This window comes from Zhouia amylolytica (assembly GCF_900116365.1).
GTDB lineage: Bacteria > Bacteroidota > Bacteroidia > Flavobacteriales > Flavobacteriaceae > Zhouia > Zhouia amylolytica.
In genome coordinates this window covers 47,007-60,242 of sequence record NZ_FPAG01000004.1, presented here as the reverse complement: position 1 = coordinate 60,242, position 13,236 = coordinate 47,007, and the positions used below count along the sequence as shown (strand labels likewise).

Below are 13,236 nucleotides of genomic sequence, written 5' to 3'. Positions count from 1 at the left end.
TTATAATCACTACTCTTCGGTTAACATCATTATAATATGGGCTGCACTCCAGCTGAAATTCTGCGCATTCAGCCCTTTCCCGGTAATTGGATGATAATTCTCTCTGATCGAAGCTCCTTTTCCCAGCAGTCCTTCGGCTCCTTTTAGAACTTGCTCTGTGGCTTTATTGGCTTCTTCCTCATACCCATACATTCTTAACCCTTCAATTCCGAAGTATGCCTGATCTATCCAATTGGGCCCTCTCCAATAACCGTTCATCGGATCAAACTTTGAATGATCTTTAGACATTGTTTGAAAAGGGACTTTGGTGTAAAACTTCGATGGATCCATCATCCGATCTCTCACTTTATCGGCTTGTTCTTGTTTAGCAACACCTGCCCATAGCGGAATCCAACCTTCACTTCCTTCTCCCTTGATAAAACTTTCACCATCTAATGATGTATCATAAAACCAGCCATCTTCACGGCTGTAAAACTGATCTTGAATTTTAACTTTGAGTGCTTTAGCTTCTGACAAAAAGGTTTTTAAATCAGCTTCATTATTGGTAATATTAGCAAGATAGGCCAGAAATTTTTTATCTGCGTAGAGGTAAGCATTTAAGTCAACACTTTCCTGATCGAGGGAGTACGCTCCATCATCATTTTTCAGAATTTTTGAATCGTCAAACCGGATGGCATTGTCCATCCCGCTTTCCCATTTTGCTGCTATTAATGTTCCATCGGTTGACCCATATTCACAAAGCCCATCCTGATCGTGATCTCTTTTTTGATACCACCAATAATGATACTTTTTTAACTTAGGGTACATCTCTTTTGCAAAACTTGTATCGTTGGTGCGTCGAACTATGCTAGCTACAGACCAGGCGGCCAAAGGAGGTTTGGTGTCTCGGTAATTGTGAGCTTCGATCGTGGTATCTCTGTAAACACAGTCTACAATAAATCCATCATCCGATTGGAAATCAAACATCGCTCTCACCTGATCTTTTGCCAATTGAGGATCGTACATGGCTATTCCGACAGCATGTTTCCATGAGTCCCACGACCAAAATCCATGAAACCATTTATAATGGTAGCTGGGAAATAAACCTGCATGTTTCAATTCTCCGGCAGGAACACGCCAATTATTTTGCAAGGTCAGCAACGTCTTAGCAAGGAGGATCTCATACTGTTGATTTTTGAAGGCTTTTTGTTGTCTGCTAATCAATTTTTCCAATTGATTTTCTTTCTCTAACATTCTTTTCAGAAGAAGCTCATCAAAATTAACTTCTTTTATTGTAGACTGTTCTTTACTCCAGCTGTAACCAGGGAATATAAACGTCTGTGACACTAACACCTCTTTGGTTTCTCTGGATTTTAACAACATCGGTTTTTGATAAACTTCAAAAGAAAGGGAATCTTCAACCCTTATTTTACTATTGTCTGATACAATGCCAACATATCCTATAGCATCTGTTCTGTCGGAGGTAATCTTCACATATTCCGCCTCTCTCTCCAAATGAATCCCCAAATCTTCAAATAAATTTGAATTCAACCTGAAACCAAGATCAATCTCCTGGTTAGAGAGATTTGTAACCCGTGTTCTTTGAAGGGCTGTATGAGCAGAAACAAACACCAGTTCTTGCTGCACTCTTAAGTTTTCATTTTCGTACGTTTGTTCTAAATGGCTGTGGTAGCTACTTTGGTCTATCAGATCTTGATTCCAATCTACAAGTGATATGTTTTTTTCATTTAACAAATCAATTCTGGATAGGGATGGGCCAATCCACACCCCATTTTCCTGGGTCATCAAAAACGGTCCTGTAAACCCTCCATAATCATCCGAGTTGTTCCGAAGTCCATATGAAAACCATGCTCCCTGATCTGAAAACATTAACATGTTTCTATCGACTTTATGTTCCGGCACTCCCTTGTAGTTTAACGTATTACTGGCTTCATAAAGATAGGTAAACTCAGGCTTTACATTCACCTCATCCTTTTGTTTACATGCAATAAAAGTCAGTAAACAGCACGTAAGCGCAATTACTTTATTTTTCTTCATCATAAAACTATATTTCTATTGTTGTAAATAGAATTTTAAAGAAGATCACTCTTCTTTTTTTAAAGAAAAATCATTGTGAAGTAACAACAAAGAAACTTGTTGTCGTGTTGGACGCAGCTAAAGTACAAAAAAAAACGAATTTTCAACTTTGAGTAGATAATTACATAAAAAAAAATATATTTGCGAATAACCCAGCCTAAGTTTTGAGAAATTAATAGTAATCAACCATATTAGCTATTTCCTTGAACCAACGATTCATTTTAGCCGAGATAAAGAATAAGAATCAGAAGGTTTTTAAAAAACTCTTCAGTGATCTTTATGCTGAGTTAGTTGTTTATGCCAATGGATATCTTTTTGACAAAAACGCCAGCGAAGATATTGTTCAGGAGGTGTTCATCTATTTATGGGAGCAAGCCGAATCATTGCAAATAAGAGATTCTTTAAAGTCTTATTTATACGTAATGGTTCGCAACAAATGTCTTAACTATCTAAAGTCAATAAAAATTCAAGATTCATTACACCTGCTTGATCTCAATACGGTTTTAATCAGTAATCACGATTTGGAATCCTTTTCGCAATCGGATAAACAAATCATTCAGAATCAACTTCAAAAGATCATAACCGAACTACCGGTAAAAATGCAGGAAATTGTTCGTTTACGTTTTATCAGCAATTACAAATACAGTGAAATTGCAGAGGAAATGGGCGTATCTGTTAATACGGTAAAAACGCAACTAAAGCGAGCGAAGATCAAGATATCGGCATCTTTGAGTCCGCTTTTATTTCTTTTCTTACAGCACTTTCAATAAGCGCAAGAATCAATATTTTCACATTATTTTTAAATTTTCTTTATTTTTTGTCACCCTTTATTGCCATTCTATTGTCATATGAGTAAATAGTTTTTAAAAAAGGCATTGATGGAGTTTAAGCTCATTCTAAAAAAAATAAATAACGAACTCACCGAAAAGGAGCAAATTCTCTTTGATGAGTGGTACGCAGAATCTGAAATACACAGGCAGTATTATAAAAATGTGATTAAAAACTATGGGAAATCACTAGATGGGATCGATGTAGAAGTAGCCTATAAGAACCTGGTACCAAAACTTCGTCGAAAAAAAGCATTGTTTACGCCACTTAGGGTTGCTGCTATAGCTGCAGCTATTACCGTTTTAATTTCACTTCCTTTCATAAGCAAACAAGATGATCCAGAACTATCAGTTCCGGTAGTGGCCACTGAAAAGAAAATTGAAATCGGAACTGACAAGGCTGTTTTAACCCTTGAGGACGGAAGTGAAATACCTTTAGAGGCGGGTAAATCATATACCAATAAGCACCTTACCAGTAATGGCAAAGAGTTAACATATGATACTTCAGACAACAAAACATCTGAAATAAAATACAATACATTAACAATTCCCAGAGGCGGGCAGTTCTTTATAACACTTTCAGACGGCACTCAAGTTTGGTTGAACTCAGAATCTAAGATTAAGTACCCTGTAACTTTTACCAAAGGTAATACCAGAATGGTTGAGTTAATTTATGGAGAAGCCTATTTTGATGTATCTCCAAGCACTCAACATCAGGGTGCAGATTTTATGGTTAAATCTCAAGAGCAAAACGTAAAAGTGCTGGGAACGGAATTTAATGTCAAAGCCTATAAAAGTGACTCCTATATTGCCACTACGCTGGTTGAGGGGTCGGTTAGCATTGAGAATAAAGGAACGACAAGAAAATTAACCCCCGGAAATCAATCTAAATTTAATACAGTTACCAACACTATTAAAATTACGGCCGTGGATGTAAACGATGCAATTTCGTGGAAAGAAGGGTTATTTAGCTTTAAAAATAAAACACTTCATGAAATCATGCTTCAATTATCCCGATGGTATGATGTCGACATTGAAATTGAAAATGCAGAAGCTGGTGAAATTCGATTTAACGGAGTTTTTAACAAACATCAAGATTTGGAAAATATTCTTTTAACCATAGAAAATACGAATGAAGCAAAATTTGAAAAAATAGAAAACAAAATCATTATGAAGTAACCAAAGAAAAGGGAATGGAGTTTAGACCTGGACAATTTAAATCTCCATCCCCGCCAGATTAATTAATTAAATAAATATTTAACTAACTAACGCGTAAATTTATGAAATCTAAATTTAATGAATTCCTTATGCGCTATGGGGAAAACATTTTAATGAACATGATGAGAACATTTATTTTCTTATGTTGTTTAACAACTTTTGCTTTTGGATCAAAAGCAGGTTTTTCTCAGAATTCAAAGATCACTATCAAAAACGATTCAAAACTGACGGTTGAAGAAGTTTTTGATCTTATCAAAGATCAGACTGATCATACTTTTATTTACAGATCTGATCTATTTAAAGATGCTCCCAAGGTGGAGGTTAAGAGGGGAACGATTAAAGCGGAAACACTTCTTAAAAAAAGTTTATCCTACGGTAATTTCAAATATTCCTTCACTTCCGACGGTACTATTTTACTGGATAAAAAACCAGAAGTTCCAACAGTCATTCCTCAACTTATAATTACCGGCACGGTATCTGACAATACGGGCGCTCCCTTACCCGGAGCCACCATTTCTATTAAGGGAAATGAATCCGTCGGCACACAAACTGATTTCGACGGCAAATACACCATCGAAGTTCCTGATAATAATACCATATTGGTATATCGATTTTTAGGATTCAGGACGAAAGAAGTTGCGGTTAATTCATCAACTACCGTTGATGTGTCACTGGAAGAAGATGCTCAAAGTCTGGATGAAATTGTGGTTGTTGGTTATGGGACACAGAAAAAAAGTGATGTCACCGGAGCCATTAGTACGGTAAAAAGCGAAGACCTGACCCAGGTTGTTACCACGAGTCCGACCGACGCATTACAAGGAAGAGTTTCCGGTGTAACCGTTACCTCTTCAGGAAGTCCGGGTTCTACTGCAGATGTAACGATCAGGGGAATCGGAAGTTTTGGTAACAACCAACCTCTTTATATTGTAGACGGGGTACAAGCAGATCCTTATTATATCGATCCTAATAATATTGCTTCGATGGAAGTTTTAAAAGATGCTGCTTCCGGAGCTATTTATGGTACCAAAGCAGCAAATGGTGTAATCATTATTACCACAAAAAAAGGGAAATCTGGAAAACCGAGGATTGAAATCAATTCATCTTTAAGTATTAACACACCTGCGGAAGAAATGAACTTGCTAGATGCGGATGGCTATGTAAATGTGCATCGCCAAATGTATGAGAATGCAGGATTGACACTTCCTCAGTATGTAAGCAATCCTCCATCGGTTAACACCGACTGGATTGAAGCTACTCACAGAACCGGTGAATTACAAATGGTGAATGCCCGGGTTAGTGGTGCTTCGGAGAACATAAATTATAGTATTGGAGGTAACTATGCTGATGAAATAGGGGTTTTAATAGGTTCGGAGTTTACCAAGAAGGGACTTGTAGCCAATATGGGGATTACTAAAGGCAAATTTAAAGTCAACACTAATTTAAACTACAGTGAAACTTATAGGGAAAACTATAAGTTCTCATTACGGGAGACTTATCAGATATCTCCACTAATTCCAATATTTGACGATAGCAAACAATCAGGATATGGCTATAGAGACGGGGATATCCCAGATCACAGAAATCCGATCGCCGAGGATCATTATCTAAACAGCTATACAAAGTCTAAATATTTTTTAGGTACGTTGTCTTTAAATTACGAAATCTTAAAAGGATTAAATGCCAAAGCTAATTTATCTGTTTCCAATCTAAATTCATATGGTTATAATTTTAATCAACCATTCAGGGCACGAGATGTTCAGGAAGAAGGTAGGGAATATGCTTTTATCTCCGAACTCAATACAGAATCAAGAAGGATTAATCAAGAATACACTTTGAATTATGATTTTCAGGCTGGAGAGCATGCAATTGGACTTTTAGCAGGTTATCAAAGAATCAGAGAACCTTTCAGAACTACTTATGCGCAAGCAGAGGGATATAAAATAGAAGAAGATGAAGACGGTAACGAAGTAAAGGTTCCGGCAATTATACTCGATCCAAGCTTTAACACCCTGGATGCTTTTTCTGATGGAACTTATACTGCTTCCGGAACGAATGCCGAATACAGTTTAGTATCTCAGTTCGGACGTGTTAATTACTCTTTTAAAGATCGTTATCTGCTCCAGGCAAGTATCCGTAGGGATGGAAGTTCAAAGTTTGGAAAGAACAATCAATATGGTAACTTTCCTTCATTTGCCTTGGGATGGAAATTAACAGAAGAAAGCTTTATGGAAAATCAAAATATATTCGATTTTTTAAAGCTTCGTTACAGCTGGGGACAAGCGGGTAATGACTCTGCTCTGGGATATTATGACTATGTAGCACTTATCAGTCAGGGTAAAAGTCAGAATGATGGTGGATATGTTTTCGGTGATCCACAAACTTCATATTTAGGAAGTATTGCCAGAGAACTTCAGAACGATGACTTGCAGTGGGAAACAAACACTTCTTCAAACATCGGTGTTGACTTTGCGAGTTTAGGAAGAAAGTTGCAAGGTGCAATCAACTATTATAAAAGTACTACCGAAGATCTGTTGATAACCAAGGTTGTTTCACCTTCTTCAGGAATCAATGATCCTGTTGTTAATGTTGGGGAATTCGAAAACAGCGGTCTGGAGTTTGAATTGGGATATTCCAACAAAGATCATGAGTTTAAATATAGTGCTTTTGCCACTTTTACAACCATCAACAGTGAGGTAACTCAATTGAGCAGTGAAGATCAGGTATTATATGGTGTAGGTTTAAAATTTGGCTCTGACCACTTTGTGAATCAGACAAAGGTAGGTTATGAACCAGGCGCCTTCTTTTTACCGGTTGCAGACGGAATCTTCCAAAATCAGGCAGAAATAGATGCTCATAACTTAAATGGTTCTCCAATTCAACCAGATGCACAACCTGGCGATATTCGTTTTAAAGATGCGAACGGTGATGGTGTTATTGATGATGGTGATGCGGTTTATCAAGGAACCGCCATTCCTAAGTTCGAGTATAGTTTAAACCTGACAGCCAACTTTAAAAACTTTGATTTTAATGTGTTCTTCCAAGGTGTCGGAGGGAATAAAATATACAACGGTAACAGTTTTGAAATGTTAGGTATGGATAGTGGACGTAACTTTAGAAGCGAAACACTTCATGCGTGGACTCCTTCTAATACCAACACCAGCATCCCCAGAGCTGTTTTAGGAGATCCAAATGGAAACAACCGAGCCTCTACAAGATTTTTACATGATGGTGACTATTTGAGAATTAAAACAATTCAGTTGGGATACTCAATTCCATCAGAGATCTTAGACACCCTTATGATAGATAAGTTCAGACTTTATGTTACCGGTCAAAACCTATTTACACTTAGTGATTATGATGGTTTAGACCCGGAAGTTGGAGGTGACATCTTATCCAGAGGTATTGACAGAAGTTTATACCCAAGAAGTAAGTCATTCATTTTAGGTGTACAATTACAATTTTAAAATTTGAATCAAATGAAATCAATATATAAATTCTATTTATTAGCATTTGTGCTACTAAGTATGGTAGCCTGTGATGACCAAGAGTTTTTAGAAGAGACTTCTCCCGATCAATTAACCTCCGATTCTTTTTGGAGAGATGTAAACGATGCGGAATCCGGATTGGTAGCCGCCTATTCTGAGCTAGAATCCAGAAGTAATTTTTGGGATGGATGGCAGGAAGGACGACCTGTCGTTGAGTATTTCCGATCAGATTATGCCCTTCCAGGACCTGATGCATCAAATTATTCGCATTGGATGTCGATGTTTAATTTCACTTACGACAATGCTCATACTTTTATTAATGTATTATGGCGTACTAACTATAAAGGTTTAGGTTTTTCCAATCAGGTAATCACTAAGGTGGGAGAAATGACTTCGGAACAAATCTCTGATTCTGATAAAAAGCGCATTATTGGAGAAGCGACATTTTTAAGAGGTTATTATCACTTTAAACTTTTGTCTCTTTATGAACAAATTATATTGAGAAACGAAATTGTTACTACTGAAAATATCGACAGACCATTATCCCCGCGACCTGAGGCCTGGGAATCAATTTTAAATGACTTCAGCAATGCTGCCGGCATGCTTCCTGAAACGGTTGCATCAGAAGATTTAGGCCGTGCTACTAAAGGGGCTGCTTTAGCTTATCTGGGTAAAGCCTATCTGCATAAAGCAGGAGATCCAACTTCTGCGGCAGGTGATGATTTTTCAAATGCTGCAAATGCTTTTAAACAAATTGTTGATGCCGGAAATTATCAGTTAGAACCGGATTTCTTAAGTCTATTCAACGGGGAAAATGAGAACAATGTAGAATCCATTTTTGAATTACAGTTCAAAAGTGGTGATGCTACTTCCTGGAACGCTACACGCTTACATGCTTTTATCGGTGACTGGTGTGTTGGCGGATGGGGCGGTATTGAAGCCACTATCGATCTCGTCGATGATATGAAAACAGAAGGTCAAATAGCAAATAACGGATTGTATGACAATCGTCTATACGGTACGGTTTATTTTAAAGATCCGTATTTCAATGATACAAACACCAATGAAATGCAGGGATACACCTGGGATGTTCTGGTAGAAGGAACCTATGGTTCTGCCGATTCTAAGGATAACAGTGCTTACTTCAGAAAATGGTTGCCAAACTACGTGTGGAACAACAGTTATGTTGGTGTGAATGTGGTATTAATGCGTTATGCTGATGTATTATTAATGTACGCTGAAGCATTAAACGAAACAGGAAAAACCACTGAAGCTATTAACATCATCAATACCATAAGGGATGTACATGGTAATATGCCATCGACTACTGCCAGTACCCAAGAAGAGGTACGCGAGCAAATTAAGCATGAGCGCACCATGGAACTTACTCTTGAATCTACACGTTTCTTTGACCTCAGACGTTGGGGAATGCTTGATGAAGCCATGCAAGCTGCAGGAAGAACTGGTTTTAGTGCTAATAAGCACTCTTATTTCCCTGTTCCTTTAACAGAGGTTCAGGCCAATCCTGAAATTAATTAGAAGCAGAATTTTAATAGTTAGCTTAGTTGACAAACACCCGGTTAGTTTCGGGTGTTTTGTTTAAATTCGCGTTGTTATAAAAACAACATAAAGACTATAAAAATGTTACAAAACCAACTAGATCAAGTTTTCAAAGCCCTTTTCGATCCGTATTTAAAGAGAGTTCCGGATGTGGCTAAAATAAACCGTGCAATGATTGAAGAAGGCATCATTACCTCTGAAGATGACATTGTTAATGATCATATTGCATTTCGAACCCTTGGAGTTCCGAACCTGGGTATCTCATCATTTGAGAAAATTTTTCTTCATTATGGATATGTGAAACAAGATTACTATTCATTCGAAGAGAAGAAGCTTAACGCTTACTGGTATGCACCTCCTATGCCCCATTATCCACGAATTTTTATAAGTGAATTAAGGGTTAATGAGCTTTCAAAAGCTTCTCAGGACATTATTCATTCTTACAAAGACGCTATTATAAAAGATCCCGTAGACGATATCGATTTAAATGATCCGAAAGCGGTTGGTGACTTTTTTTATAAGCCTTTGTGGAAACTACCAACCATTGAGGATTACAAACAATTAGCGAGTGAGAGTGAATATGCCGCATGGGTAATCTATAACAGGTATTATCTCAACCATTACACATTGAGTGTGCATGAATTTCCTGAGCAATACAACACTATAGCGAAGTTCAATGCCTTTTTAGAACATATTGGCATTAGCTTAAACACAGCAGGTGGGAAGATTAAAATAAGCAAGGATGGTCTACTAAAACAAAGTAGTTCGGTCGCTGAAGTCATTGAAGCTACTTTCGCCAATGATCAGAAAATGAAAATTTCCGGTAGCTATGTTGAATTTGCTGAGCGACTTCCTTTACCGGAATATGAACACTTAAATAAAAATCAATTAAAAAGAGAACATCGAAGAGATGGCTTTGAATCAGCAAATGCTGATAAAATATTTGAAAGCACGTATAACGAGCAAACTAAAATTTAAATAATGAATATTCATACCCTTTTAAAAAACTTAAACATACAAGAACCTTTTTACAGTATAAGCACCGGTTTAAATGAGCAGGTTGGCCAGGGAGAAAAGATTGTAATTTCTTCTCCTGCTGACGGGAAAACCATTGGTGAGGTCAGGTTAGCTGAAGCGTCTGATTACAATGCTGTAATTGTTAAAGCAAAAGAGGCCTTTCCGATCTGGAGAACTATAACAGCCCCTCAAAGAGGTGAAATTGTGAGACAATATGGAGAGGAATTAAGAAAGGAGAAGGAAAATCTTGGAAAACTTGTAAGCTACGAAATGGGTAAAAGCTTACAAGAGGGTTACGGAGAAGTTCAGGAAATGATTGACATCTGTGACTTTGCCGTGGGTCTTTCACGACAGCTCTATGGTCTGCAGATTCATTCCGAACGTCCAAACCACAGAATGTTTGAACAATGGCATCCTCTTGGTATTGTGGGAATAATTTCTGCTTTTAATTTCCCGGTGGCGGTTTGGAGCTGGAATACGGCATTAGCCTGGGTATGTGGAAATGTTTGTGTTTGGAAGCCCTCTGAAAAAACACCTTTTTCTGCGATAGCATGCCAGGAGATTTTTAAAAGAGTATTAGAACGGAATGACTTACCTGAAGGGGTGAGTAATATTATTATAGGTGATAGCTCAACAGGTAAATTAATGGCTTCAGACACCAATATCAGTTTGGTATCTGCCACTGGCTCCACAAGAATGGGAAAGAGTGTTGCGGAAACCGTAGCCAAGCGATTAGGAAAAACAATTTTAGAATTGGGAGGAAATAATGCAATGATTGTTACGGAGCATGCTGATCTTACGCAAGCCATTCCAGCCATTGTATTCGGAGCCGTTGGAACTGCGGGTCAGCGATGTACCAGTACAAGACGTCTTCTTGTTCATGAAAGTCAGTACGAAACTTTGAAAGAAAAACTAGTTGATGCATATCGACAAATCCGTATTGGAAATCCACTTGACGAAAACAATCATGTTGGTCCGCTTATCGATACTGACGCCGTTACAAATTATCAAAACACTATAAAAACTGCGCAGGAACAGGGTGGGTACATCTGTGTCGGAGGTCAAGTCTTAGAAGGAGCCATGTACCAATCTGGCTGTTATGTGGAGCCTACCATTATTGAAGCTCACAGTGCTATGGAAATTGTAAAGCATGAGACTTTCGCCCCCATTCTCTATTTGATGAAGTATCAAACGCTGGAGGACGCCATTTCCTTACAAAATGATGTTCCGCAAGGATTGTCTTCTGCCATTTTTACTTTAAATATGAGAGAGGCGGAAACCTTCTTATCTGCAACAGGTTCTGATTGTGGAATTGCCAATGTTAATATTGGGACTTCAGGGGCGGAAATTGGCGGAGCCTTTGGTGGGGAAAAAGAAACCGGAGGAGGCAGAGAAAGTGGCTCTGATGCGTGGAAAGGCTATATGAGAAGGCAAACCTGTACTGTTAACTATGGTACCGAACTACCTTTAGCACAGGGCATAAAATTTAACTTATAGTTACGCTGATATTTTCGAAAAACTATAAAGAAATATTTGGTTGATTCTGTCAGGGCGAGCGCCCTTACCGTTCAGGTGGGCGCTCTAACTGACAACTTATAACGCTTATTATAGTTAATATTACTTCTTTTAATTTCCCTAAAACATCCACTTGATTTTTTTAGCCAGCTTTAGAGGAAGCTTATACGGTGGATATCTCAAGGGAACATCGATCCAGTTTGCTTTTTTCAATACCGATTTATGATGCGAAAAAAGGTCAAAAGACAATTTACCATGATAGGCTCCTATTCCACTATCTCCTACCCCTCCAAAAGGCAAGTCTTTATTTGCAATATGTATGATTGTATCGTTTATAGCTCCTCCACCAAAGCTATTCAAATGCACTATCTTTTTCTGAAATTTCCTCTTGGTTGAGAATACATAAGTAGCCAACGGTTTACTGTATTTCCCCATTATTTTCGTTAAATCATCTTCATTCTTATAGGAAAGGATTGGCAGAATGGGACCAAAAATCTCCTCCTTCATAATGGCTGCTTCCAAATCTGGTTCATTTACCAAAGTAGGAGCCAAATAATTATCAGATTCATTGGTTAACCCACCAAATACAACATTTTCATCTTCTAATAAAGATATCAAACGTTTATAGTGCTTATGGTTTACAATCCTGGCAAAATCCGGAGATGCTTCAACATTTTTACCATAGCTCTTTTCAATATTTCTTTTTAGCGCTTCTAGTAACTGGTCTTTGACCTTATGGTGTACTAAAATGTAGTCGGGCGCTATACAGGTTTGCCCTGCATTAATAAACTTTCCCCAAACAATACGCTTGGCTGCCAGGTTTATTTTGGCCGTTTCATCTACTATACATGGGTTTTTCCCTCCCAACTCAAGGGTTACAGGGGTTAGGTGTTCAGCGGCACTTTTATATACGATCTTACCCACCGTCGTACTCCCGGTGAAAAATATATAATCCCATTTAAAGGATAATAGTTTTTGAGACACCTCAACACCCCCTTCTACAACCGATACATATTCTACAGGAAACACTGCCTTGATTATTTTAGCAATAATAGCCGAAGTATTAGGTGTTAGTTCGGAAGGCTTTATAACAGCAGTATTTCCTGCCGCAACAGCCCCAATAAGTGGTGCAATAGCTAGTTGAAATGGATAATTCCATGGAGCTATGATCAATACTTTACCAAAAGGTTCTTTATAAATGCGGTCTGAAGACGGAAAATTGAGCAGGTTTGTCGATACCCTGGTGGGACTAGCCCACTGACGTATCCTCTTAATCATCAAATTAAGTTCTGCTAAAACCAACTGGGTTTCTGTAGCCATGCTTTCAAACTGCGGTTTCTTGAAATCTTCATAAATAGCATCACAAATAGCTTCTTCATTTATCTCTATTTCATTTCGAAGCGCCAAAAGCATTTCTTTTCTATAAGAAACATCTTTAGTTTTCTGAGCATTAAAAAAGGCATTTTGTTGTTTTAATAAATCCTCGTCCATTTCACGTTTTTTAAAAATGGTTTCCATCGTACCCCCTAATTTAAAAC

Annotated in this window: 8 protein-coding genes; 6 read left to right on the top strand and 2 right to left on the bottom strand. The window is 37.9% G+C overall.

Annotated features, from left to right (window positions below):
* Positions 1-9 precede the first annotated feature (9 nt).
* Positions 10-2,040 carry an MGH1-like glycoside hydrolase domain-containing protein gene (locus BM361_RS07165; protein WP_254785757.1) on the bottom strand — a complete coding sequence of 677 codons (2,031 nt, stop codon included), beginning with the start codon at positions 2,038-2,040 and terminating at the stop codon, positions 10-12.
* 239 nt (positions 2,041-2,279) lie between these two features.
* Here BM361_RS07165 and BM361_RS07160 point away from each other — a divergent pair, with 239 nt between their 5' ends.
* The 6 genes from BM361_RS07160 (at position 2,280) to amaB (ending at position 11,680) form a co-directional block, all read left to right on the top strand.
* Positions 2,280-2,846 carry an RNA polymerase sigma-70 factor gene (locus tag BM361_RS07160; RefSeq protein ID WP_038267784.1) on the top strand — a complete coding sequence of 189 codons (567 nt, stop codon included), beginning with the start codon at positions 2,280-2,282 and terminating at the stop codon, positions 2,844-2,846.
* Positions 2,847-2,954: 108 nt separating this feature from the next.
* The gene (locus BM361_RS07155; RefSeq protein WP_074977907.1) at positions 2,955-4,082 is read left to right on the top strand and encodes a FecR family protein; all 1,128 of its coding nucleotides are present in this window, start codon (positions 2,955-2,957) and stop codon (positions 4,080-4,082) included.
* 101 nt (positions 4,083-4,183) lie between these two features.
* On the top strand, positions 4,184-7,585 hold the full coding sequence (locus BM361_RS07150; RefSeq protein WP_074977905.1) for a SusC/RagA family TonB-linked outer membrane protein: 3,402 nt from the start codon (positions 4,184-4,186) through the stop codon (positions 7,583-7,585).
* A gap of 12 nt (positions 7,586-7,597) precedes the next feature.
* Positions 7,598-9,145: a RagB/SusD family nutrient uptake outer membrane protein gene (locus tag BM361_RS07145; protein WP_074977904.1), complete on the top strand. Its 1,548-nt coding sequence runs from the start codon at positions 7,598-7,600 to the stop codon at positions 9,143-9,145.
* Between the two features lie 102 nt (positions 9,146-9,247).
* The gene (locus BM361_RS07140) at positions 9,248-10,144 is read left to right on the top strand and encodes a DUF1338 domain-containing protein (protein ID WP_074977902.1); all 897 of its coding nucleotides are present in this window, start codon (positions 9,248-9,250) and stop codon (positions 10,142-10,144) included.
* 3 nt (positions 10,145-10,147) lie between these two features.
* On the top strand, positions 10,148-11,680 hold the full coding sequence (gene amaB / locus BM361_RS07135) for an L-piperidine-6-carboxylate dehydrogenase (RefSeq protein ID WP_074977900.1): 1,533 nt from the start codon (positions 10,148-10,150) through the stop codon (positions 11,678-11,680).
* 138 nt (positions 11,681-11,818) lie between these two features.
* On the opposite strand, the gene BM361_RS07130 is transcribed toward amaB, so the two are convergent.
* Positions 11,819-13,189, bottom strand: coding sequence for an aldehyde dehydrogenase (locus BM361_RS07130; RefSeq protein WP_074978243.1), 1,371 nt, complete (start codon positions 13,187-13,189; stop codon positions 11,819-11,821).
* Positions 13,190-13,236 lie beyond the last annotated feature (47 nt).

Bases quoted from the DNA above. Each gene is read 5' to 3' on its own strand.
- BM361_RS07165 (WP_254785757.1), bottom strand. From the start codon at position 2,040: ATGATGAAGAAAAATAAAGTAATTGCGCTTACGTGCTGTTTACTGACT.
- BM361_RS07155 (WP_074977907.1), top strand. From the start codon at position 2,955: ATGGAGTTTAAGCTCATTCTAAAAAAAATAAATAACGAACTCACCGAA.
- BM361_RS07150 (WP_074977905.1), top strand. From the start codon at position 4,184: ATGAAATCTAAATTTAATGAATTCCTTATGCGCTATGGGGAAAACATT.
- BM361_RS07145 (WP_074977904.1), top strand. From the start codon at position 7,598: ATGAAATCAATATATAAATTCTATTTATTAGCATTTGTGCTACTAAGT.
- BM361_RS07140 (WP_074977902.1), top strand. From the start codon at position 9,248: ATGTTACAAAACCAACTAGATCAAGTTTTCAAAGCCCTTTTCGATCCG.
- amaB (WP_074977900.1), top strand. From the start codon at position 10,148: ATGAATATTCATACCCTTTTAAAAAACTTAAACATACAAGAACCTTTT.
- BM361_RS07130 (WP_074978243.1), bottom strand. From the start codon at position 13,189: ATGGACGAGGATTTATTAAAACAACAAAATGCCTTTTTTAATGCTCAG.